The organism is Knoellia locipacati (assembly GCF_044791685.1).
GTDB classification, from domain to species: Bacteria; Actinomycetota; Actinomycetes; order Actinomycetales; family Dermatophilaceae; genus Knoellia; species Knoellia locipacati_A.
This window is the reverse complement of sequence record NZ_CP087730.1, coordinates 3515258-3537908: the sequence shown is the minus strand read 5'-3', so window position 1 is coordinate 3537908 and position 22651 is coordinate 3515258. Positions and strand designations below refer to the sequence as shown.

Sequence of the window (22651 nt, the reverse complement as noted above, 5' to 3'; positions counted from 1 at the left end):
CCGAGGAGTCCGATGACCGAGGACCGCCCGACCCCCACCGGCCCGGCCGTGCCCGAGCTCAAGATCGTCGAGTCCCGCGTCTACCGCGGTGGCAACGTCTGGTCCTACGACCCGGCCATCCACCTCGTCGTGGACCTCGGCATCCTCGAGCAGTACCCCACGGACCTGCTCGAGGGGTTCACCGACCAGCTCGTGGAGCTCCTCCCCGGGATCGAGAACCACACCTGCTCGCGTGGGGTCAAGGGCGGCTTCGTCGAGCGGCTGCGCGAGGGGACCTGGCTCGGCCACGTCGCCGAGCACGTGGCCCTCCAGCTCCAGCAGGAGGCCGGCCACGACCAACGCCGGGGCAAGACCCGCCAGGTCAAGGGACAGATCGGCCGCTACAACGTCATCTACGGCTACTCCGACGAGGGGGTCGGTCTCGCTGCCGGCACCCTGGCCGTGCGTCTCGTCAACCACCTCGTCCGGGCCGAGGAGGGCTTCGACTTCGACGAGGCCCTCGAGACCTTCCTCAAGCGAGCCGAGCGGACCGCCTTCGGGCCCTCCACCGCCGCGATCCTCGAGGAGGCGGTCAGCCGCGACATCCCCTACATCCGACTCAACAGCGCCAGCCTCGTCCAGCTCGGACAGGGCGTCCACGCGCAGCGCATCCGGGCCACGATGACGTCCAAGACGGGCGCCCTGGCCGTCGACATCGCCTCCGACAAGGACCTGACGACCAAGCTTCTCGGCTCTGCCGGCCTGCCCGTGCCCAAGCAGGAGACCGTGCGCGGTCCCGAGGACGCCGTCGCCGCCGCCCGCAAGATCGGCTTCCCGGTGGTGGTCAAGCCCCTCGACGGCAACCACGGCCGCGGAGTCTGCCTCAACCTCCAGAGCGACGACGAGGTGCGCGAGGCCTTCGCCGTCGCCCGCGAGCAGTCCCGTCGCGGCCACGTCATCGTCGAGTCCTTCGTGACCGGCAAGGACTACCGCTGCCTCATCGTGGGCGGGCGGATGCAGGCGATCGCCGAGCGGGTTCCGGCGCACGTCGTCGGCGACGGCGAGCACACCGTGAGCGAGCTCGTCGACATCACCAATGCCGACCCCCGCCGTGGAGTCGGCCACGAGAAGGTCCTCACCCGGATCAAGGTCGACCGGGCCGCCGAGGCGCTCGTTCAGGACCAGGGCTTCGAGATGGACGCCGTGCCGCCCCAGGGCACGATGGTCAAGCTCGCCCTCACGGGCAACATGTCCACCGGCGGCATCTCGGTCGACCGCACGTTCGACGCCCACCCCGACAACGTCGAGATCGCCGAGGAGGCGGCTCGGATGGTCGGCCTCGACGTCGCGGGCATCGACTTCATCTGCCCCGACATCGCCTCACCCGTGCGCGAGACCGGTGGCGCGATCTGCGAGGTCAACGCCGCCCCCGGTTTCCGCATGCACACCCACCCGACGATCGGTGAGCCGCAGTTCATCGCCAAGCCGGTCGTCGACCTGCTCTTCCCGCCCGGCGCGGCGTCGCGCGTGCCGATCGTGGCCGTCACCGGAACCAACGGCAAGACGACGACCTCGCGGATGATCGCCCACATCATGAAGGGCGTGGGGCGCAAGGTCGGCATGACCTCGACCGACGGCATCGTCGTCGACGAGCGGCTCGTCTTCAAGGCCGATGCCTCAGGTCCCAAGTCGGCACGAATGGTCCTGCAGAACCCGCGCGTCGACTTTGCCGTCATGGAGGTCGCGCGCGGTGGCATCCTGCGCGAGGGCCTGGGCTACGACCGCAACGACGTCGCGGTCGTCACCAACGTCGCCCCCGACCACCTCGGCCTGCGCGGCATCGACACCGTCGAGCAGCTCGCCGACGTCAAGGCCGTCATCGTCGAGGCAGTGCCGCGCAACGGCTTCGCGGTCCTCAACGCCGACGACAAGCTCGTGCGCAAGATGCGTCGGCGCTGCTCCGGGTCGATCGTGTGGTTCACGACGTCCGCCCCCGGGACGCCGGTGCGCGACTTCGTCGACGACCACTGCCGCCGCGGCGGCCGGGCGGTCGTGCTCGAGCCGTCCGACAAGGGCGACATGATCGTCATCCGCCACGGGCGCCGGGCCATGCAGCTCGCCTGGACCCACCTGCTGCCCTCGACGTTCGGCGGCACCGCGATGTTCAACGTCGCCAACGCCATGGCGGCTGCCGGCGCGGCCTTCGCCGTGGGCACCGGCCTGCACGAGATCCGGCAGGGCCTGCGGACCTTCTCGACGAGCTACTACCTCTCCCCCGGCCGCATGAACCAGATCAACGTCAACAACGTCGACGTCATCGTCGACTACTGCCACAACGCCCCCGGCATGAAGGTCCTCGGCGAGTTCGTCGAGCGCTACGCCGACGCCAAGGCCGGCTCGACTGACCTCGGCAAGATCTCGCGCCTCGGCGTCATCGCGACCGCCGGCGACCGCCGGGACGAGGACATGCGCGAGCTTGGCGCACTGGCTGCCCAGCACTTCGACGTCCTCGTCGTTCGCGAGGACGTCGGCCTGCGCGGGCGCTCCCGCGGCGAGACGGCGGCCCTCGTTGCCGATGGTGCCAAGAAGGCCATGTCCGAGGGTGCCCGCTGCCGCCAGGTCGAGATCGTCACCGACGAGCTCTCGGCCGTGCGCCACGTCATGGCCCGCGCGAACCCGGGCGACATCGTCGTCGTGTGCGTCGACCAGCACGGTGTCGTCATGAACGAGCTCGAGACGATGACCCAGCAGGCGCAGCCCGGCACCCACACCGCGGACTCGCTCGCCGACCCCGACCTCGACCCGAGCACGCTCTCGGCGGAGGCGCAGGTCAGCGGAGTGGAGGCCACCGACCAGGACCTGGCCGACCACGACCTCGGCGAGCTCGAGTCCGAGCCCCAGCCTGCAGGCACAACCCCCTCGAAGTGAGCCCGGGTCGCCGCCCGGGATCATCCGGGCGGCGGCTCAGCTCGCGTCGTGGTCCAGCTCGTTCGCGTATGCCGTGAGCGAGCGGCGGTAGCGCAGCACGTCCTCGTCGGTGCTGGCGTGTGCGACGACAGCCAGCAGGCTGCCCAGGGCCTCGGCCGGGCGGCCCGCCGAGTGCAGGGCCAGGGCCCGGAACCCGGCGATCCCCACCGACTCCGGCCGCTCGGCCGCGAGGTCGTCGAGGAGCCGCACGGCCTCGTCGTGCTCGCCGACGTTGCGCAGCGACGACGCGAGCTGGATGACGGCCCGGTGCCGGTACGGCTCACGGAGCCCGCCCTCGAGCGCACTCCGGTAGAGCTCGATCGCGCGCTGCTCGTGCCCCGCCGAGTCGAAGGTGCCGCCGTACTCGTACGTGATCCGTGCGTCCTCCGGATAGGCCGCGTGCAGCGACCCCGCGGTCTCGATCCGGCGCTCGGCGTCGTCGTCCTCCCACAGCGCGGCGATGGCTTCCTCGGCCTCGTGCTCACCCCTGGCCGCGATGACCTTGCGGCGGATGTCCGGCGCGTCGTCGGCGACGGCACCGACCTCGTCGAGCCAGTCGTAGATGGCCTCGCGCTCGGCGTGGCACATGATGGCCACGACGTCGCCGTCGTGCGCCGCCTCGACGAGGGCCTGGAGACCGGACAGCTCGGTGGGAAACGAGGCGATGTCCGCCACGCCCGTCCGCTGGAGGCCCGTGCGCAGGTGCGCCTCGAGCTCCTCCATGGTGCGGCCCCGAAGGTAGTGCGCCTTGTGCGCCGCAACGACGTGGTCGGCGCGGTGACCGGCGATCTCACCCAGGTTCTCGAGGATCTCGTCGGTGCGGTCCCCCGCGGCGCCCAGACCGAGGTGGATCCGCGAGCCTGGCTCGACGAGGCCGTCGGACACGTCCATGAGCGCCTCGAGGCCGGCCTCGTTGTGCGCCAGGTCCACGACGACCGTGCAGTGTCCCCCGAGCCCGGCCGGAGCGGTGTAGATGTTCATGCGCCCGGGGTTGAGGGCGGCGTCCGGGCGGAACGTGCGCAGTCCTTCGACCACCGCCGACCGGTCGATGCCCAGACCCAGTGCCGCCGCCGCGGCCGCGAGGACGTTGGCCACGTTGTGCCGCGAGAGGCCGCTGATCGTCATCGGTACGTCGACGATCGAGACGAGCCGGTCGGGCACCCCGGAGTCGGTGAGGACCGTGACCCGGTCGTCGAGAACGGTGATCGCCCGTCCGCCTGCCCCCAGCGCCTCACGGATGGCCGGTGAGTTCGGGTCGAGTGTGAACACCCACGGCTTCGCGGGCGACCCGGTGCGCATGGCCCAGACGCGTGGGTCGTCGCCGTTCAGCACGGTCCACCCCTCGGGCCGAGTGGCCCGCGTGATGATCGCCTTGACCTCGGCCAGCTGGTCCACGGTGTCGACACCCTGGAGGCCGAGATGGTCCGCCGACACGTTGGTGACGACCGAGACGTCGTTGTGCGAGACACCGAGCCCCTTGAGCAGCATGCCGCCGCGCGCGGTCTCGAGGATCCCGATCTCCACACCCGGGGCACCGAGGACGCCACGGGCACCCGCGGGCCCGGAGAAGTCCCCCGGCTCGATCATCTCGCCGTGGTCGACGACACCGTCGGTCGAGCTCCAGGCGGTGTGCTTGCCGGCGGTCATCGCGATGTGGGCGAGCAGCCGCGTCGTCGACGTCTTGCCGTTGGTGCCCGTCACCGAGGCGACGGGAATCCTCGGCGTGACGATGCGCGGTGGCGCCCCTGCGGGTGCTTCACGGACGGTGTGGGCCTGCGCCTCGACGACGTCGCCGTCGCGCAGCCACGCCTCGAGCACGGGCGCGACCGACTCACCCAGCGCCTGGGCCGACCCGCGCCTGCGCCAGACGAACGACACGACGACGAACGCGAGGTCGTTGCCGGGGCGCGACCGGACGCCGAGCCGGCTCGTGCCCGAAGCCCGCGAGACCTGCCGCACCGCGCGTTCGGCCAGGCGCGCGATGACCCGCTGACGCTGCTCGGTGTGCGGGTCCCCCACCTGGCTCGTGCCCAGTCCTGCTGTCCGGGCCACCCGGCGCACGGTGTCCGTGTCGGCCTCGAGGTATGCCGTGAGGTCCAGGGTGACCTTGACGGCCGGCTTCGGGAAGTAGAGGTTGGGGCCCTCGAGGACCCTCACCTCGGTGGCGGTCACGGCAGGGACGGTCTGGAGATCGCTGGTCACCCAGCGAGCCTAGTTGTCGAGTGCGGGTCAGATGCCCATCGCGTGGACGCCACCGTCGACGTGGACGATCTCGCCCGTCGTCGCGGGGAACCAGTCCGACAGCAGCGCGGCGCAGGCCTTCGCGGCGGGCACGGCATCGTTGACGTCCCACCCGAGAGGCGCCCTCTCGTCCCACGAGTCCTCGAAGGTCTGGAACCCGGGGATCGACTTGGCGGCCGTCGTGCGGATCGGCCCGGCTGCGACGAGGTTGCAGCGCACTCCCTTGGGACCCAGGTCGCGCGCGAGGTAGCGGTTGGTCGACTCGAAGGCGGCCTTGGCGACACCCATCCAGTCGTAGACCGGCCAGGCGAACTTGGCGTCGAAGGTCAGCCCGACCACCGCAGAGCCCGGCGACATCAGGGGCAGCGCCGCGACCGCGAGGGACTTGAGCGAGTAGGCCGACGCGTGCATGGCGGTCGAGACGTCCTCGAACGTGCCCTCGAGGAAGTTGAACGCACCCTGGGGCGCGAAGCCGATCGAGTGCAGGACGCCGTCGAGGTGGTCGACGTGCTCGCCGAGGCGGGTGGCGAGGGTGTCGAGGTGCTCGGTGTCGGTGACGTCGAGCTCGACGACCGGCGGGGTCGTGGGCAGTCGCTTGGCGATCGTCGAAGTGATCTTCATCGTCCTGCCGAAGGACGTGAGGACGACCTCGGCGCCCTGCTCCTGCGCCAGCTTGGCGACGTGGAAGGCGATCGAGGAGTCCATGAGGACTCCGGTGATGAGCAGCTTCTTGCCCTCGAGCAGCATCGGTGTGGTTCTCCTGGGTGAGGTGGGTGGACGGAAGGTCAGTGGCCCATGCCGAGGCCGCCGTCGACGGGGATGACGGCTCCGCTGACGTAGGCCGCGTCCTCGGACGCGAGGAACCGGACGACCGCGGCGACCTCGCGTGCCTGCGCGAAGCGGCCTGCCGGTATGCCGGCCTTGTAGGACTTCTGGGTCTCTTCGGGGAGGGCTGCGGTCATGTCGGTCTCGATGAAGCCGGGGGCGACGACGTTGGCCGTGATCCCGCGGCCACCGAGTTCACGCGTGACCGAGCGGGCCAGCCCCACCAGCGCGGCTTTGCTCGCTGCGTAGTTGGCCTGTCCCGGACCGCCGTAGAGGCCGACGACGCTGGAGATGAGGATGATCCGGCCCCCGCGGGACTTGATCATCCCGGTGCTCGCGCGGCGCACGCACCGGAACGTGCCGGCGAGGTTGGTGTCGATGACGGCGTCGAAGTCCTCGTCGCTCATCCGCATGAGGAGGCCGTCCTTGGTGATGCCCGCGTTCGCCACGAGGACCTGCACCGGGCCGCCGAAGATCTCCTCGGCCGCGGTGAACGCGGCGTCGACAGAGGCCGTGTCGGTCACGTCGCACGTCACGGCTGTCAGACCCTCGGGCGCCTGGCCGTTGCGGCTCGTCACGACGACGGTGTCACCGGCTTCGGCGAACGCCTGCGCGATGGCCAGGCCGATGCCTCGGTTGCCCCCGGTGATGAGGACGTTGCGTGCGCTGCTCATGGCGCACGACGCTAGTGGACTACCCATCGGTAGCATGCATCGCCGCGACCGTGCCCGGCCCGGCACCGGGTCGCACCGAACCCTCAGGAAGCGGACGTACAGTGATCAGGTGAGCACCGCCCGCCGAGACGACCACACGGTCCAGTCGGTGACGACCGCCCCGCGCAAGGCCGCCGACGACCTCAACGCGCGGATGAAGCACTACCTCGTCACCATGGGCATCCGCACGGCCTGCTTCGTGCTGGCCTTCCTCACCTCGGGCTGGGTCCGCTGGACCTGTGTGGCCCTCGCCGTCGTCCTTCCCTACATCGCGGTCGTCTTCGCCAACGCCCGCTCGCCGCGTGCTGCCGGACGGCTCGCACCGGGGGCGCCCCGCGACCCGCACCAGCGCCAGCTCGACTCGTGAACTGCAGCGCCAAGGCCTGTCGGCAGGAGGCTGTCTGGGCCCTGCTCTGGAACAACCCGAAGCTGCACACCCCCGAGCGGCTCAAGGTCTGGCTGGCGTGCGACGAGCACCGCGTGAGCCTGGGCGACTTCCTGTCGCTGCGCGGCTTCCTGCGCGAGACGGTGCCCGTCGCCGAGATCCCCGACGGCGCGGGCTGACGCCCAGCGGCAGGTCAGCCGCCGATCGCGCTCATCGGCCGCAGGGGCTGGACGAAGTCCTCGCTGCCGATCCCGTGGCCCCGGGCCTTGCGCCACATCTCCCCCGTGATGAGGTCGGCAAGCTCGTCGTCGCTCGCCCCGTCTCGCATCGGCCCGCGCAGGTCGGTCTCGCGCTGCGAGAACAGGCAGTTGCGGACCTGGCCGTCGGCGGTGAGGCGGGTGCGGTCGCACGCCCCGCAGAACGGTGCCGTGACGCTGGCGATGATGCCGACGGTCGCCGGCCCGCCGTCCACGAGGAACCGCTCGGCCGGAGCGCTCCCCCGGTCGGCGGCCGGCAGAGGCGTGATCGTGAAACGCTCGGACAGCCGCTCGCGGAGCTCGTCGGCCGACACCATGCTCGAGGCGTCCCAGCCGTGCTGGGCGTCGAGCGGCATCTGCTCGATGAACCGGAGCTCGTAGCCCCGCTCCAGGCACCACGCCAGCAGATCGGCGACCGAGTGGTCGTTGATCCCCCGCATGGCGACGGCGTTGACCTTGACGGGTGTGAGCCCGACGGCCCGAGCCGCGGCGAGGCCGGCCTCCACGTCGTGGAGGCGGTCACGTCGGGTGAGGTCGGCGAACTCCACCGGGTCGACGGTGTCGAGGCTGACGTTGACCCGGTCAAGCCCTGCCTCGGCCAGCGGTCCCGCGAGCCGGTCGAGACCGATGCCGTTGGTGGTCATGGCGATCCGAGGTCGAGGCTCCAGCCCCGCGATCCGGGCGACGAGGTCGGGAAGCGACCGGCGCAGCAGGGGCTCACCACCGGTGAGCCTCACCTGCTGCACGCCCAGCGTGACGAAGATCCCCACGAGGCGGACGAGCTCGTCGTCGGTGAGCATCTCGGGCTTCGCGAGCCAGGGCAGACCTTCCGCAGGCATGCAGTAGCGGCACCGCAGGTTGCATCGATCGGTCACCGACACCCGCAGGTCGCGCGCGACGCGACCGTGTCGGTCGGCGAGGCGGGCTGTGGACAGGGCGGCGGACATGGCCCCAGCGTAAGCCGGGTAGCGTGACGCGCGTGTTTCGGCGACTGCTCACCCCGCGCTGGCTGGGTGCTCTCGCCCTCGCCGTCCTCTATGCCGTGCTCGCCTACCAGCTCGGCCACTGGCAGTACGGCCGACACGAGTTCAAGGTCGATCGCAACGCGCTCCTCGATGCCCACTACCGCGCGGAGCCCGTGCCCGTCACGCAGGTGCTGACCGAGCGCCCCGTCGACCGGGCGGCCGACGACTGGACCAGGGTGAGCGCGACAGGCCGGTATGCCGGCGCGCAGCTGCTCGTGCGCAACCGTCCGAACAACAGCGTCTTCGGCTACGAGGTGCTCGCACCGCTCGAGCTCACCGACGGCCGGACCGTGGTCGTCGACCGTGGCTGGGTGGCCAACTCGGACCGGGGCGCCGCCGTCACGCCGGACGTCGCTGCGCCCCCCGAGGGTGAGGTCACCATCGTGGGCTGGGTCCGCCCACTGGAGACCACGCAGGACAAGTCCCTGCCGCAGGGTCAGGTGGCGAGCATCAGCCTTCCCGACGTGGAGCAGGCCTGGGACCGCGACGTGCTCGACGGCTATGTCGTGCTCGACGCCGAGCGGACGGCCGGCGGGACCACGCCCGCCCGCCCCGACCGGCTGGAGGATCCCGACCGGAGCCTGGGCCCGCATCAGGCCTATGCGTTCCAGTGGTGGCTGTCGATGCCGGTCGGGCTGCTCCTCATCTGGCTCGGCATCCGGCGCGAGCTGCGTGAAGAGGACCTGGACCGCCCCCAGAAGCCCAAGAAGGTCCGGATCTGGGACGAGGAGGACTACTGACCTCACCCTGGCGGGTTGAGCGCCGCTCAGGTGGCGTCGGCGACCACGACGAAGTTCGCGACGCGGTGTCCGTCGCTTCGGAAGCCGAGGTCGTCGTCACACGTGATGAGGACGACCCGCCGCCCCACGTCGTTCGGGCCCCAGACGTCGGCGTCCCGGGTGAGGGCAGACTTCGTCACGACTGACGCCCGCTTCACCACGTAGCTGCGCGACACCGAGCCGGACGTGATGACCACCGTGTGCCCGACGCGGATCGAGGACAGGTCGGCGAACACGTCGTCGTCCCCGAGCGAGGCGACGTGCCCCGCCACGACGGCCGTCCCCATGTCACCGGGGGCGACCCGTCCGTGACCGCGCACCCACATCGCCCGTCCCGCCGGCGGGACGACCCTGCCGGACGAGCTCACTCCACCCGGCTGGACCGGGACGTCGAGGCCGATGGTGGTCACGGAGAGGTTGACCCCCGAGCCGACCCGAGGTGTAGAGGAAGCGTGGTCCGACGGCCGTGGCGCCGGTTCGCGCTGGCCCACGGAACCGCTCGCCGACGGAGTCCTCGCCGGCTCGCCGGCAACCAGGGGCGCACGCCACGCCCGCGGCACCCCCGGACCGTCGGCCCACGACCCATCCGCCCCGACGGACATCGGGGTCGGGGCTGCGACGGCGCCCTGCACCGTTCCTCCCCCCAGGCCAAGACCCAGGGCGAGGAGCAGTGAACCGGTGCCCGCCACCACGCCGCCCCCGGCGATGAGGGAGCGGCGAGGCATCAGGAGTGGCTGGCCCGGCGGCGAGAGCCGAACAGGGTCGCACCCGCGCCCACGAGGACGAGGAGAGCACCTCCGCCCACGAGGCCCACCCGGGGCCCGGCTGCCGCGACGAGGTCGGTCTCGACCACGGGACCCGTGATCGCGGGCTGCGCCACGCGTTCCTGCGTGGTCACGGTCGGCGTCGCCGACTCCGCCGGCGTGGCCGTCACCGTCGGCGTCACGGACGACGGCGTCGGCGTGGAGGTGGTGGCCGGTGTCACCGTGACTGACGGCGCGGGCGTCACCGTCACGGAAGGTGTCGGAGTCGAGGTCTCGGTCGGCGTCACCGACGGCGTGGACGTGACCGAGGGCGTCGGCGTCTCGGCCGGCGCGACCGTCGCAGAGGGCGTGGGCGTCACCGACGGCGTCGGCGTCTCGGCCGGCATGACCGTCGCAGAAGACGTGGGCGTCATCGTCGGCGTCACCGACGACGTCGGCGTGGAGGTGGTGGTCGGCGTCTCCGTCACGGAGGGCGCAGGCGTCTCCGTCACGGAAGGTGTCGGAGTCGAGGTCTCGACCGGCGTCACCGACGGCGTTGACGTCACCGTCGGCGTGACCGAGGGGTTCGGAAGGGACGCATCCGGACCGAGACAGTCGGCGGCGGTCACGACCTGGAGGGCAACACCCTGGCCGTCGGTCGTCCAGTTGTCGTGCCAGTTGAGGCCCGGGTAGCTCAGCTCTGTCCCGGAGCTCTGCACGGTGTAGACGAACGGCGGGATGACGTTGCGACCCGCCTGGCCCTGGCCGCTGTCGCTCACGATCGAGGCGGCATCAACAGTGATGACGTTCCACTTGCCCTCGACACCCGTCGCATGGCAGATCGTGATGTTCCTGTTCGAGTCGGCCTGTGCGGTGTTGGCCACGGCGACCACCACGCCGACGCCTCCGACCAGAGCGAGGCCGAAGGCCGCGTTGGTGACTCGTCGAACAGATTCGTGCGGCATGAACTGTGCCCTCCCGTTGGTCCGTCGGGCGCGCTCGGCGCGCTGCCCGTGACCATGTTCATGACTGGCCGGTAACCGCGTCGGAAATTCCCGAGGGTTGCCTCGAAGGGACTAGTCATCGCACTCACGGGTGTCAGCCACCCGGCCCGAAGTGACTAGGCGCCGGGTACCGGTGTGACGGCGGGAGCGTCCGCGAACTGGGTCGTGTAGAGGTCGGCGTAGAGGCCGCAGGCGGCAAGCAACTCGGCGTGCGTGCCTCGCTCGACGATCCGGCCGCGATCGAGCACGAGGATGAGGTCCGCGCCTCGAACCGTGGAGAGCCGGTGCGCGATGACGAGCGCCGTCCGCCCGTCGAGCGCGGCGTCGAGCGCGCGCTGCACGGCGACCTCGCTCTCGCTGTCGAGGTGGGCGGTGGCCTCGTCGAGGACGACGAGACGCGGTCCCTTGAGGAGGAGACGGGCGATCGCGATGCGCTGCTTCTCCCCGCCGCTGAGCCGGTGCCCGCGGTCCCCCACGACGGTGTCGAGACCGGATGGCAAGCGGTCGACGAGGTCCCAGATACGGGCCGCGCGCAGCGCAGACTCGATCTGGGCATCGGTGGCCGACGGTGCGGCATACAGGAGGTTCGCCCGGATCGTGTCGTGGAAGAGGTGCGCCTCCTGGGTCACGACGCTCACGGTGTCGCGCAAGGACGACAGGCTGACGGTGCGCAGGTCGGCGCCGTTGAAGCGGACCGCCCCGCTGGTGGGGTCGTAGAGGCGCGCGACGAGGGAGGTGAGCGTGGACTTGCCGGCGCCACTGGGCCCGACGAGCGCGACGAGCTGTCCGGGCTCGATGGTGACGTCGATGTCGTCGAGCACGATGTCACCCGCGGACCGGTCACCCGTGGCGGTCGACTCCAGCGAGCTGAGCGAAACGTCGTCGGCCGCCGGGTAGGAGAAGCCGACGTGGTCGAGGTCGACGCGCACCGGGCCGTCCGGCACCGCGACGGCGTCCGGTGCCTCGGCCACGAGGGGCTTGAGGTCGAGGATCTCGAAGACCCGCTCGAACGACACCAGGGCCGTCATGACGTCGACACGCGCGTTCGACATGGTCGTCAGCGGGCCGTAGAGGCGGGCGAGCAGGGCGGTCAGGGCGAGCAGGGTGCCGACGGTGAGCCCGCCGTCCACGGCCATCACGCCGCCGACGCCGTAGACGAGCGCGGTCGCGAGGGCGGCGACGAGGGTGAGGCCCACGAAGAAGACGGACCGATTGACGGCGATCCGCACCCCGATGTCGCGGACCTTCTCGGCGCGCTCGGAGTACTCGCGGTCCTCGACCCGCGGGTCTCCGTAGATCTTGACGAGGAGGGCGCCGGCGACGTTGAAGCGCTCGGTCATGCGCGTGCCGAGGTCGGCGTTGAGGCTCATCTGCTGGTGGGCGAGCGAGGCGAGACGGCCACCCATCGCCCGCGCCGGGATGAGGAACATCGGAACGAGGAGGAGCGAGGCCAGGGTGAGCTGCCAGGAGAGGTAGAGCATGCCGCCGATGATCAGCGCCAGCGAGACGGCGTTGCTCACGACGCTGGAGAGGACCGACGTGAAGGCCTGCTGGGCGCCGATGACGTCGTTGTTGAGCCGGGACACCAGCGCACCGGTCTGCGCCCGGGTGAAGAACGCGATCGGCTGGCGCATGACGTGGGCGAAGACCTGCGTGCGCAGGTCGACGATGAGTCCCTCGCCGATTCGGGACGAGAGCCAGCGGGAGAACAGGGTGACGACGGCGCTCACGAGCGCGATGGCCGCCACGAGGACGGACAGCCTGATCACGACCCCGGAGTCCTTGGGGTAGATCCCGTCGTCGATGAGGCTCTTGAGCAGGAACGGGGTCGCCACGATGAGCGCCGCGTCGACGACGACGAGGGTGAGGAAGAAGACGATGATGCGCCGGTAGGGGCGCGCGTAGGAGAGCACCCGCCGCGTCGTCCCGGGGGCCAGCTCCTTCGAGCGCACGCTCGAGTCCTTGCTCAGGCTGTGGATGGCCTGCCAGCCGGCCATGCTCATGGCGCTGCCACCACGGTGTTCGTCGTCGCCATTCGTCGATCCTCGATCCTCAAGTGCACGTGAGGTCAACCGCTGCGGGGTGCGGTCGATTCCACCGCCACCCGTCCACCATCTCAGGCGAGGGTGACAAGGTCCTTGTAGTCCGGGCCCCAGAGGTCCTCGACACCGTCGGGAAGCAGCAGGATCCGCTCGGGCTCGAGCGCGTCCACGGCACCCTCGTCGTGCGTCACGAGGACGACGGCACCCTTGTAGGTCTTGAGCGCACCGAGGATCTCCGCGCGCGAAGCCGGGTCGAGGTTGTTCGTGGGCTCGTCGAGGAGCAGGACGTTGGCCGACGACACGACGAGCAGCGCGAGCGACAGCCGGGTCTTCTCCCCGCCGGACAGCACGCCGGCGGGCTTGTCGACGTCGTCACCGCTGAAGAGGAACGAACCGAGGACCTTGCGGACGTCGGTCTCGCCGAGGTCGGGGGCCGCGGACTTCATGTTGTCGAGGACGGTCCGGTCGACGTCGAGGTTCTCGTGCTCCTGCGCGTAGTAGCCGATCTTGACGCCGTGACCCGGCTCGACCTGGCCCGTGTCCGGGGCATCGACGCCGGCGAGCATCCGGAGCAGGGTGGTCTTGCCCGCACCGTTGAGGCCGAGCACCACGACTCGGGAGCCGCGGTCGATGGCGAGGTCGACGTCGGTGAAGATCTCGAGCGAGCCGTAGGACCGCGAGAGGCCGGTCGCCCGCAAGGGCGTCCGCCCGCACGGCGACGGGTCCGGGAACCGGAGCTTGGCGACGCGGTCGTGCGCGCGCTCGGTCTCGAGGCCGGAGAGCAGCCGCTCGGCGCGCCGCGCCATGTTCTGGGCGGCGACGGTCTTGGTCGCCTTGGCGCGCATCTTGTCGGCCTGCGCCATGAGCACCGAGGCCTTCTTCTCGGCGTTCATCCGCTCGCGCTTGCGCCGACGCTCGTCGGTCTCGCGCTGCTGAAGGTAGGCCTTCCAGCCGAGGTTGTAGATGTCGAGCTCGGCCCGGTTGGCGTCGAGGTGGAAGACCTTGTTGACCACCGCGTCGAGGAGCTCGACGTCGTGCGAGATGACGATGAGCCCGCCCCGGTAGTTCTTGAGGTGCTCGCGCAGCCAGACGATCGAGTCGGCGTCGAGGTGGTTGGTCGGCTCATCGAGGAGCAGGGTCTCGGCGCCGGAGAAGAGGATCCGCGACAGCTCGATGCGCCGGCGCTGGCCACCCGACAGGGTCGCCAGGGTCTGGTCCAGATGACGCTCCTCGAGCGAGAGCGCAGAGGCGATGGACGCGGCCTCGGACTCCGCGGCATACCCACCAGCAGCCTGGAACTCGGCGTCGAGGCGCGCGTAGCGGCGCATGGCGCGCTCGAGCTTCTCCCCCGTCTCCTCGCCCATCGCGGCCTCCGCCGCGCGGAGCTCGCGCACGATCCGGTCGAGCCCGCGCGCGGACAGGATCCGGTCGCGACCGGTGACGTGGAGGTCGCCGGTGCGGGGGTCCTGGGGCAGGTAGCCGACCTCGCCGGTGCTCTGCACGGTCCCGGCGGCCGGCTGTCCGACCCCCGCGAGCACCTTGGTCAGCGTCGTCTTGCCGGCGCCGTTGCGCCCCACGAGACCGATGCGGTCGCCCCCGGCGACGCGGAAGCTTGCTCCGTCGACGAGGAGCCGGGAGCCGGCTCGCAGCTCGATCGCGGCAGCAGTGAGCACAGAAGTCCTTCGTCGGGTGGTGGTGGATGAGGACGCACCGCTCACGCACCGCGGGCCCTTCGCCGTTTAGTCTAGGTTGCGCCGTGCTCCGCACGGAAACGCCACAGCTGGGAGGCCTTGCATGAGCTTCAACGACGACGTCGGTCTGGACACCTCGCAGGTGGAGTCCGGAGGCGGTGGCGGCGCCCCCGGTGGTGCGGTCGTCGGAGGCGGCATCGGCGGCATCATCATGCTCATCATCGCCCTGATCTTCGGCATCAACCCCTCCGACCTGCCCACCGGCGGTGGCGGCTCGAGTGACCAGCAGGTCGACGGCACGTCCACCAGCGGCGAGGCCTTCGAGCGGTGCAAGACCGGCGCCGACGCCAACGCCGACGTCGAGTGCAGGGTCATCGGCACGGTCAACTCGGTCCAGGCCTTCTGGACCGCCGAGCTCCCCCGCTACCAGAAGCAGTGGCAGCCCACCAAGACCGTTCTCTACCAGGGCTCCACGCAGTCGCAGTGCGGCACCGCGAGCAACCAGGTCGGTCCGTTCTACTGCCCGCTCGACCAGAAGGTCTACATCGACGCCGACTTCTTCGCGATCCTCGAGCAGCAGTTCGGCGCCGACGGCGGTGCGCTCGCCCAGGAGTACGTCGTGGCCCACGAGTACGGCCACGCCCTCCAGGACCAGCTCGGCCTGCTCGGTCGGGCCCAGCAGGACGCGCAGGGACCCAACAGCGGCGCGGTGCGGATCGAGCTCATGGCCGACTGCCTCGCCGGGGTCTGGGCCAAGCACGCCTCGAGCACCAACGGCCCCGACGGCAAGCCCTTCCTCAAGGAGCTCACCGACGCCGACATCAAGAGCGCACTGTCCGCAGCCTCCGCCGTCGGCGACGACCGCATCCAGGAGAAGACCCAGGGACAGGTCAACCCCGAGTCGTGGACCCACGGCAGCGCCGAGGCCCGCCAGCGCTGGTTCCTTCAGGGCTACAGCAAGGGTGACCTCAACCAGTGCAACACCTTCAACGTCGACCGGGTCAGCTGACGCCATGAGCGGAGCGGAGGGCCGGCCGGGGACCATCCGGCTGGGTCCGCGCCAGACGCTCACCGTGAGGTCGTCGACCCCGGAGGTCCTCGAGCTCGAGTGCGAGTGGCAGCCCGGCACACCGCCGCCCACGCACTGGCACCCGCGTCAGCACGAGCACTTCGAGGTGCTCGAGGGCGAGCTCACCGTCGTCCTCGCCGGCGACGAGCGGGTCCTGCGCGGTGGAGACGTGCTCGACATCCCACCGCGCACAGCCCACTGCATGTGGAACGCCGGACCCGGCACGTGTCGCGCCACCTGGCTCATCACCCCCGCGCAGCGCACCGAGGAGATGTTCCGCTTCATGGCCGGCGACCCGGGCCCCCTCGCCAAGGCGTCGGTGCTTGTGCGCTTCCGCGACGAGCTGAGGCTCGGCACCCCACGCCGCTGACCTTGCGCCCGCGATGCGTTCAGGTGCGGTTGCCCGGGGCGACCAGGCCGGTCTCGTAGGCCAGCACCGTGAGCTGAACCCGGTCGCGGACCCCGAGCTTGGTGAGCATGTGGGACACGTAGGTCTTCACCGTCGCCTCGCTGAGGAACAGCGACGACGCGACCTCGGCGTTGGACCTCCCACCGGCGAGGAGCCGGAGCACCTCGCGCTCGCGCTCCGTCAGCACCGCTAGCGCGTCGCCGTGCGCTCCGGGCAACGGCATCGTCACGAACCGTTCGAGCAGCCGCTTGGTGAGCGCCGGGGCGAGCAGTGCGTCGCCGCGTGCCACGGCGGAGACCGCGTGGACGAGGTCCGTCGGTGAGATGTCCTTGAGCAGGAAGCCGCTGGCGCCGGCCCGCACCGCCTCGTAGACGTACTCGTCGACGTCGAACGTGGTCAGGGCGACCACCCTTGCCGTCGATCCTGACGCCACGATGCGACGAGTCGCCTCGATGCCGTCCATCCGGGGCATCCGGACGTCCATGAGCACCACGTCCGGCTCGACCTCTGCGGCGAAGGCGACGGCCTCCACGCCGTCGCAGGCCTCGCCGACGACGACGTGGCCACCTCGCTCGAGGATCATCCGGAAGCCCGCGCGCACGAGCTCCTGGTCGTCCACGACGAGCACCCGAACCGTCATGGCGACAGCCTCACGGCGACAGCCTCACGGCGACACCCTCCCGGCGACCGCTCACGACGACACCGGCAGGACGGCTCGGACGGCGAAACCACCGCCGGGTTCCGGACCCGCCACGAGCTGGCCGCCGTACAGGACCGCGCGCTCCCGCATCCCCACGAGGCCGTGCCCCGGACCGTCGGTGGGGACCTCTCCCCCATGACCGTCGTCCACGACGCTGACCTCGACGGCGTCGGGACGGTACCCGAGAGTGACAACGCATCCCGTGGCCCCGGAGTGGCGGCGCACGTTGGTCAGCGCCTCCTGGACGATCCGGTACACCGCGAGGTCGAGCCCGCTCGGCAGCTCCCGCGGCTCGCCCTCGACGCGCAGCCGGACGTCGGCGCCTCCCGTCGCCTCCACGAGAGCCGGCAACGCGTCGAGCCCGGGCTGCGGCGCCAGCGGGGCGTCGTCGTCGGTGCGCAGCATCGCGACGAGGCGGCGCATCTCGTCGAGTGCCTCGTTGCCGGTCCGACGGACGTTGGCCAGGGCTTGCTGAACGAACGCCGGGTCGTCCACGGCCTGCTCTGCCGCTCCGGCCTGGACGATCATCGAGCTCACGGAATGTCCCACGATGTCGTGCAGCTCACGAGCGATCCGGGTGCGTTCCTCGACGACCGCGAGCATCGCCCGCTCGGCGGCTCCCACCTCTGCCGCGACGGCGCGCTGCGTCGAGGCCCGGGCCCGGGCCGTCGCTGACCGCAGGCCCATGCCGGCGCCCCAGACGAGCGTGGTGACGACCCAGTGGAAGACGATCTCACTCGCCTGCTGGAGCGGCGGCACGAAGAGGTCGATGGCCAGGAGGCAGGTCGCGACGACGGCGGCCCCCACCCACGGCTCCCGGCCCCGCCCGAACCTCGCCACCATGAAGGTCGCCACCTGCAGCGGCACCATCTGGCCATAGAACAGCACGAAGGTCCCCGAGGACGCGGCGAGCGGCGCCCACGCCATCGGGAGCGCCAGCACCGACACCATCGGGGCGCGGCGGCTCCAGAGCAGGCTAACGGCGACGATCCAGATCACCGCCACGGCCAGCGGTTCGTTGCCACGTCCCTCCCGTGAGGCCAGTGGCACGAGCACCTCGGCCGTGCCCCCGGCAGCGCACAACCCTGCGAGGAGCAGCTCGAGCCGGGTCGGTCGGCCGAGCAGCTGGTTGCGGAGCGGGGACGGCTGCACGACAGCAGGTTAGGGCCGAGTGAAGGGGTGCGTGCAGTCATCGAAAGTTGACACCGGTCCCGACCCGCGGCGGATGCGCGAGCCTGTGGCGGTCCGCTGTGCTGGGGAGGCCGGACCGTCCGGCGCCAGTCCAGAGGAGAATCCGATGCTTCCCGTCACCCCGGCCCGGCGGCTCGCCGCCCAGGTGTCCCTCGTCGCCGCCCCCGTGCTCGTCCTCGTCTCCACGCTGACCCAGCCCGACTTCGGTGACGGCTCTGCCGACCGGCTCACCGCCGTGGCCTCCGACGGCGCCGCGCTGTCCGCGGTCACCTTCCTCGTGGCCCAGCTGCCGATGCTCGTGGTCTTCCTGGCCATCGGCCTGCTGCTCGTGCCCACGGCCCCACGCCTCTCCGCGTGGGGCACCGCGTCGGGAGTGCTCGGCTGCTTCGGGCACAGCGTCTTCGGCGGCCTGAGCGCGATGCAGCTGGTCATGGCGCGCGACACCGACGCCCGCGAGACCTACGTCGCCCTGCTGGACGACCTCGAGAGCTCACCGCTGATGGCCTTCGCCGCGGTTGGGCTGATCGGCACGGTCGTGGGGTTCCTGCTGCTCGGCATCGGGCTCTTCCGCACCCGCACCGGGCCGGTGTGGGTCGGCCCTGCCATCTGGGCGTTCCTGGTCGTGGAGTTCGTCGGCTCGAACCTCTCCGACTCGGCGGTGTATCTCTCCAACCTCATCATCGGCCTCGCCCTGGTGGCACTCGTGCCGGTCGTCGGAGGCAGGGGTGCCCGGCACGCCGACGACGAGGACGTCCGCTCGCCACACGTCGAGCAGGTGGGCTGACCGGATCCAGGTGCGGGCCGCGACCGGAGTCGTCAGTCGCCGGGGTGCTTCTTGTCGAACTCCTGGAGGAGGCGGTGTGCCGCGAGCTCGACCTTCTTGTGCCGCCACTCCGAGGCGCGGTAGACGCAGGCGATGAGCGCGCTGCGGTGCACCCTGTCGAAGTCACCGAAGACGAACGCGTGCCGCGCCTTGGTCTCGTCGTTGGCGCCCTCGGTGAGGCCGAGATGCCACGCGGCGTAGTCGGGCCAGTCGTGCTCCTCGAGGAAGGCGTTCTGGGTGTCGGCGTCCGGCTGGATCTGACCCCAGTCGCTGTCGAGCACGACCTTGCCGGCCGCGATGAGGTCGCGGCAGTGACGCACCGCCCTGCGGTTCACCGTGTAGGAGGCCATGCCCCCATCATGTCCCGACCGCGTCGCCCTCAGGGTCCGTCGTCGATGCGTACCTCGACGGCGCGGGCGCGGCGCACGACCTCGTCGAGGACGGCCCGGCGTGGGTCACCGATGTCGTGGAACTCGCGGCGCGGCAGCTCGCGCAGCCGGGCCAGGCGCGGGTCGTCGAGGACCTCCCTCACCAGGGTCTTGTCCCCACCGACGACCAAGGCGGTCGGTATGCCGTCCGGCACGACCCGAAGGAAGTGCTCGACGACCGCTCGGACCAGCTCGTCTGCCTGGTTGCCCCGGCGCCGGGCGAAGCGCTGCTGCGACCACCCGCCGGCGGCCGTGCGCGACTGGACGTGCCGCGTGCCCACCTTGTGCGTGACGAGAGCGGACCCGTCGACGTGCGCGACGGCATACCCACCGCGTCGGATGAGCACGACGGCGAGGTGACGGTCCTCGAGACGCGAGATCCCGACGACCCGCTGGGGGCCGTCGGGATTGGCGGCGTCGAAGCGCTCGCGCCAAGCGGTATAGCGCTCGGGGGCGACTTCGACGACGCGGCTCACGCTGGGGTGGGAGGTGCGGTCAGATGTTGAAGCCGAGGGCGCGCAGCTGCTCGCGGCCGTCGTCGGTGATCTTGTCCGGGCCCCACGGCGGCATCCAGACCCAGTTGACGCGGTAGGACGACACGAGGCCCTCGAGCGACTGCTGCGTCTGGTCCTCGATGACGTCGGTGAGCGGGCAGGCCGCCGACGTCAGGGTCATGTCGATGACGGCGTGGTTCTGGCCATCGACGGTGATGCCGTAGACGAGGCCGAGGTCGACGACGTTGATCCCGAGCTCGGGGTCCACGACGTCGCGCATGGCCTCCTCGACATCGGCCACATTGGCCTGTGCGGTGGTCTCGCTCATGACGTTCCTTCCTCGGGCAGGTTCTGCACTGTCTGCTGCGTCGTGATCTCGCGACCACTCTGGTGCAACGCATCGGTGAACGCCATCCATCCGAGGAGGGCGCACTTGACGCGTGCGGGGTACTTGGCGACACCACTGAGGGCGACACCGTCGCCGATGACCTCCTCGTCGCCGGGGTCCTCACCCTTGGAGGTGAGCATGGCCTTCATGGCCTCGTGCGTCGTCAACGCCTCGGCGAGGGGGCGGCCGATCGTCTCCTCGGCGAGGATCGACGTCGACGCCATGCTGATCGAGCAGCCGAGCGCGTCGTAGGACACGTCGCGCACGACCGGTCCGTCGGAGGTGTCCTCCACGTGGACCCGCAGGGTGACCTCGTCGCCACAGGTGGGGTTGACGTGGTGCACCTCGGCCTCGAAGGGCTCGCGCAGACCGGAGTGCTGCGGGTGCTTCGAGTGCTCGAGGATGAGCTCCTGGTAAAGGTCCATCAGCTGGCCACTCCGAAGATCTGCGGGACGGTGTCGAGCGCCGTGAGCAGCGCGTCGACCTCGTCGACCGTGTTGTAGGCCGCGAAGCTGGCTCGCGTCGTCGCCGCCACCTTGAAGCGGCGGTGCAGCGGCCACGCGCAGTGGTGGCCGACGCGGACAGCCACACCGGAGCCGTCGAGCACCTGGCCGACGTCGTGGGCGTGGACACCGTCGACGACGAAGGCCACGGTGCCGCCGCGGGACTCGAGGTCGGTCGGACCGACGACCGTGACCCACGGGCGCTGTGCGAGGCCGGCGAGGAGGCGCTCGGTGAGCGCCAGCTCGTGGGCATGGATGCGCTCGATGCCGAGGTCCTCGATGTAGTCCACGGCAGCGGCGAGGCCGATCGCCTGCGCGGTCATGGGGACGCCCGCCTCGAAGCGCTGCGGCGGGGGCGCGTAGGTGCTGCCCTCCATCCGGACGGTCTCGATCATCGAGCCGCCCGTGAGGAAGGGAGGCATCGCCTCGAGCAGCTCGCGGCGGCCCCAGAGGACGCCGATGCCGCTCGGCCCGAACATCTTGTGGCCCGAGAAGGCGAGCAGGTCGACGCCCAGCTCCTCGACGTCGACACGCAGGTGCGGCACGGACTGGCAGGCATCGAGCACGACGAGTGCGCCGACCTCACGGGCGCGCGCGACGATGGGCTCGACCGGGTTGAGGGTGCCGAGCACGTTGGACGCGTGGACGAAGGCGACGACCTTGGTCCGCTCGGTGAGCAGCTCGTCGAGGTCGGTCAGGTCCAGCCGGCCGCCGTCGGTGACGGGGATCCAGCGCAGCGTGGCACCGGTCCGGCGGCACAGCTCCTGCCACGGCACGAGGTTGGCGTGGTGCTCCATCTCGGTGACGAGGACCTCGTCGCCCTCGCCGAGCGCGAACCGCTCGCTTCCCGGGATGCCGGGGTGCGGGCTGTTCGAGAAGGCGTAGGCCGCGAGATTGAGTGCCTCCGTCGCGTTCTTGGTGAAGACGACGTCCTGGGCCTGCGCGCCGATGAACCCGGCGATGCGCTCACGCGCGCCCTCGTATGCCCCCGTCGCCTCTTCCGAGAGGGCGTGGGCCCCGCGGTGCGGCGCGGAGTTGAGGCGCTCGTAGAAGTCACGCTCGGCGTCGAGGACCTGCACCGGCTTGTGCGAGGTCGCGCCGGAGTCGAGGTAGACGAGCGGCGCACCCTCGCGCACGGTGCGCGCGAGGATCGGGAAGTCGGCCCGGATGCGGGCGACCTCCTCGGTGGTGAACGGCGTCGCAGTCATGTCAGCGGTCCCGGTCAGGCGTTGGCAGGAGTCGAGGGGACCTGGAAGCGGTCGTAGCCCTCGGCCTCGAGGCGGTCGGCCAGCTCGGGACCACCCTCCTCGGCGATCCGGCCGTCGACGAAGACGTGGACGAAGTCAGGCTTGATGTAGCGCAGGATCCGCGTGTAGTGCGTGATGAGGAGGACGCCGGACCCGGTGGACTCCTTGGCGCGGTTGACGCCCTCGGAGACGATGCGCAGCGCGTCGACATCGAGCCCGGAGTCGGTCTCGTCGAGGATGGCGATCTTGGGCCTGAGCAGCTCCATCTGGAGGATCTCGTGACGCTTCTTCTCGCCACCGGAGAAGCCCTCGTTGACACCGCGCTCGGAGACGGCGGGGTCCATCTTGAGGTCGGCCATCGACTGCTTGAGGTCCTTGACCCACGTGCGGAGCTTGGGGGCCTCGCCGTCGATGGCGGTCTTGGCGGTGCGCAGGAAGTTGCTCACCGTGACGCCGGGGACCTCGACGGGGTACTGCATGGCGAGGAAGAGGCCGGCGCGAGCCCGCTCGTCGACGCTCATCGCGAGGACGTCCTCGCCGTCGAGGGTGACGGTGCCGCTCGTGATCGTGTACTTGGGGTGCCCGGCGATCGAGTAGGCGAGGGTGGACTTGCCCGAGCCGTTGGGGCCCATGATCGCGTGCGTCTCACCGGAGTTGATGGTGAGCGTGACGCCGCGGAGAATCTCCTTGGTGCCCTGCTCGGTCTCGACGGTGACGTGGAGGTCCTTGATGTCCAGCGTGCTCATGA

24 protein-coding genes are annotated in these 22651 nt (G+C 70.8%); 8 read left to right on the top strand and 16 right to left on the bottom strand.

The window, feature by feature from the left end; genetic code table 11:
* The first annotated feature begins 12 nt into the window (after positions 1–12).
* Positions 13–2907, top strand: coding sequence for a cyanophycin synthetase (cphA, locus tag LL946_RS16590; RefSeq protein ID WP_404382609.1), 2895 nt, complete (start codon positions 13–15; stop codon positions 2905–2907).
* 36 nt (positions 2908–2943) lie between these two features.
* Here the strand turns inward: cphA and LL946_RS16585 are convergent, their stop codons facing one another.
* From LL946_RS16585 to fabG, 3 genes are read right to left on the bottom strand one after another with little or no spacing between them, the layout of a single operon-like run.
* Complete coding sequence (locus tag LL946_RS16585; protein ID WP_404382607.1) at positions 2944–5148, bottom strand: tetratricopeptide repeat protein; 2205 nt, start codon at positions 5146–5148, stop codon at positions 2944–2946.
* Between the two features lie 27 nt (positions 5149–5175).
* Positions 5176–5934 carry an enoyl-ACP reductase FabI gene (gene fabI / locus LL946_RS16580; RefSeq protein ID WP_404382605.1) on the bottom strand — a complete coding sequence of 253 codons (759 nt, stop codon included), beginning with the start codon at positions 5932–5934 and terminating at the stop codon, positions 5176–5178.
* Positions 5935–5972: 38 nt separating this feature from the next.
* Positions 5973–6686 (bottom strand): 3-oxoacyl-ACP reductase FabG, encoded by a 714-nt coding sequence (fabG, locus tag LL946_RS16575; RefSeq protein ID WP_404382603.1) that lies wholly within the window; start codon positions 6684–6686, stop codon positions 5973–5975.
* A gap of 109 nt (positions 6687–6795) precedes the next feature.
* On the opposite strand from fabG, the gene LL946_RS16570 reads away from it, so the two are divergent.
* On the top strand, positions 6796–7092 hold the full coding sequence (locus LL946_RS16570; RefSeq protein ID WP_404382601.1) for a DUF3099 domain-containing protein: 297 nt from the start codon (positions 6796–6798) through the stop codon (positions 7090–7092).
* Complete coding sequence (locus tag LL946_RS16565) at positions 7089–7289, top strand: hypothetical protein (protein WP_404382599.1); 201 nt, start codon at positions 7089–7091, stop codon at positions 7287–7289. Before LL946_RS16570 ends, LL946_RS16565 begins: the two co-directional genes overlap by 4 nt.
* A gap of 14 nt (positions 7290–7303) precedes the next feature.
* Here LL946_RS16565 and moaA read toward each other — a convergent pair whose 3' ends face one another.
* Positions 7304–8314 carry a GTP 3',8-cyclase MoaA gene (moaA, locus tag LL946_RS16560; protein ID WP_404382597.1) on the bottom strand — a complete coding sequence of 337 codons (1011 nt, stop codon included), beginning with the start codon at positions 8312–8314 and terminating at the stop codon, positions 7304–7306.
* A 32-nt stretch (positions 8315–8346) separates the two neighbouring features.
* Between moaA and LL946_RS16555 the strand changes: the two genes are divergently transcribed.
* Positions 8347–9132 carry an SURF1 family protein gene (locus LL946_RS16555; protein ID WP_404382595.1) on the top strand — a complete coding sequence of 262 codons (786 nt, stop codon included), beginning with the start codon at positions 8347–8349 and terminating at the stop codon, positions 9130–9132.
* A gap of 26 nt (positions 9133–9158) precedes the next feature.
* Here LL946_RS16555 and LL946_RS16550 read toward each other — a convergent pair whose 3' ends face one another.
* Positions 9159–9896, bottom strand: a complete 738-nt coding sequence (locus LL946_RS16550; protein WP_404382593.1) for a class F sortase — start codon at positions 9894–9896, stop codon at positions 9159–9161.
* Positions 9896–10069, bottom strand: coding sequence for a hypothetical protein (locus LL946_RS16545; RefSeq protein WP_404382591.1), 174 nt, complete (start codon positions 10067–10069; stop codon positions 9896–9898). Before LL946_RS16545 ends, LL946_RS16550 begins: the two co-directional genes overlap by 1 nt.
* Between LL946_RS16545 and LL946_RS16540 the strand changes: the two genes are divergently transcribed.
* Positions 10062–10607 (top strand): hypothetical protein, encoded by a 546-nt coding sequence (locus LL946_RS16540; RefSeq protein WP_404382589.1) that lies wholly within the window; start codon positions 10062–10064, stop codon positions 10605–10607. The two genes, LL946_RS16545 and LL946_RS16540, sit on opposite strands and share 8 nt — an antisense overlap.
* 427 nt (positions 10608–11034) lie before the next feature.
* Here the strand turns inward: LL946_RS16540 and LL946_RS16535 are convergent, their stop codons facing one another.
* Positions 11035–12921 (bottom strand): ABC transporter ATP-binding protein, encoded by a 1887-nt coding sequence (locus LL946_RS16535; RefSeq protein ID WP_404382587.1) that lies wholly within the window; start codon positions 12919–12921, stop codon positions 11035–11037.
* A 113-nt stretch (positions 12922–13034) separates the two neighbouring features.
* Positions 13035–14633: an ABC-F family ATP-binding cassette domain-containing protein gene (locus tag LL946_RS16530; RefSeq protein ID WP_404382585.1), complete on the bottom strand. Its 1599-nt coding sequence runs from the start codon at positions 14631–14633 to the stop codon at positions 13035–13037.
* 121 nt (positions 14634–14754) lie between these two features.
* Here LL946_RS16530 and LL946_RS16525 point away from each other — a divergent pair, with 121 nt between their 5' ends.
* Together LL946_RS16525 and LL946_RS16520 are read left to right on the top strand one after the other, a co-directional pair.
* Positions 14755–15660, top strand: coding sequence for a neutral zinc metallopeptidase (locus LL946_RS16525; RefSeq protein ID WP_404382583.1), 906 nt, complete (start codon positions 14755–14757; stop codon positions 15658–15660).
* Positions 15661–15664: 4 nt separating this feature from the next.
* A complete protein-coding gene (locus LL946_RS16520) occupies positions 15665–16090 on the top strand; it encodes a cupin domain-containing protein (RefSeq protein WP_404382581.1) in 426 nt (141 codons plus the stop codon).
* 19 nt (positions 16091–16109) lie between these two features.
* On the opposite strand, the gene LL946_RS16515 is transcribed toward LL946_RS16520, so the two are convergent.
* Positions 16110–16769 (bottom strand): response regulator, encoded by a 660-nt coding sequence (locus LL946_RS16515; RefSeq protein WP_404382579.1) that lies wholly within the window; start codon positions 16767–16769, stop codon positions 16110–16112.
* A 51-nt stretch (positions 16770–16820) separates the two neighbouring features.
* On the bottom strand, positions 16821–17981 hold the full coding sequence (locus LL946_RS16510) for a sensor histidine kinase (protein ID WP_404382577.1): 1161 nt from the start codon (positions 17979–17981) through the stop codon (positions 16821–16823).
* Between the two features lie 145 nt (positions 17982–18126).
* On the opposite strand from LL946_RS16510, the gene LL946_RS16505 reads away from it, so the two are divergent.
* Positions 18127–18804: a hypothetical protein gene (locus LL946_RS16505; protein WP_404382575.1), complete on the top strand. Its 678-nt coding sequence runs from the start codon at positions 18127–18129 to the stop codon at positions 18802–18804.
* 32 nt (positions 18805–18836) lie between these two features.
* Here the strand turns inward: LL946_RS16505 and LL946_RS16500 are convergent, their stop codons facing one another.
* The 6 genes from LL946_RS16500 to sufC are packed head-to-tail and all read right to left on the bottom strand — an operon-like array spanning position 18837 to position 22649.
* Entirely contained in the window at positions 18837–19193 is a 357-nt protein-coding gene (locus LL946_RS16500; protein WP_404382573.1) for a hypothetical protein, read from the bottom strand.
* Positions 19194–19222: 29 nt separating this feature from the next.
* Positions 19223–19747: an acVLRF1 family peptidyl-tRNA hydrolase gene (locus LL946_RS16495; protein ID WP_404382571.1), complete on the bottom strand. Its 525-nt coding sequence runs from the start codon at positions 19745–19747 to the stop codon at positions 19223–19225.
* A 19-nt stretch (positions 19748–19766) separates the two neighbouring features.
* Complete coding sequence (locus tag LL946_RS16490) at positions 19767–20093, bottom strand: metal-sulfur cluster assembly factor (RefSeq protein ID WP_147065607.1); 327 nt, start codon at positions 20091–20093, stop codon at positions 19767–19769.
* Positions 20090–20578 (bottom strand): Fe-S cluster assembly sulfur transfer protein SufU, encoded by a 489-nt coding sequence (gene sufU / locus LL946_RS16485; RefSeq protein WP_404382569.1) that lies wholly within the window; start codon positions 20576–20578, stop codon positions 20090–20092. The genes LL946_RS16490 and sufU overlap by 4 nt, the downstream gene beginning before the upstream one ends.
* Positions 20578–21864, bottom strand: a complete 1287-nt coding sequence (locus LL946_RS16480; protein ID WP_404382567.1) for a cysteine desulfurase — start codon at positions 21862–21864, stop codon at positions 20578–20580. Before LL946_RS16480 ends, sufU begins: the two co-directional genes overlap by 1 nt.
* Before the next feature lie 14 nt (positions 21865–21878).
* Positions 21879–22649, bottom strand: coding sequence for a Fe-S cluster assembly ATPase SufC (gene sufC, locus LL946_RS16475; protein ID WP_404382565.1), 771 nt, complete (start codon positions 22647–22649; stop codon positions 21879–21881).
* Between the last annotated feature and the right edge of the window lie 2 nt (positions 22650–22651).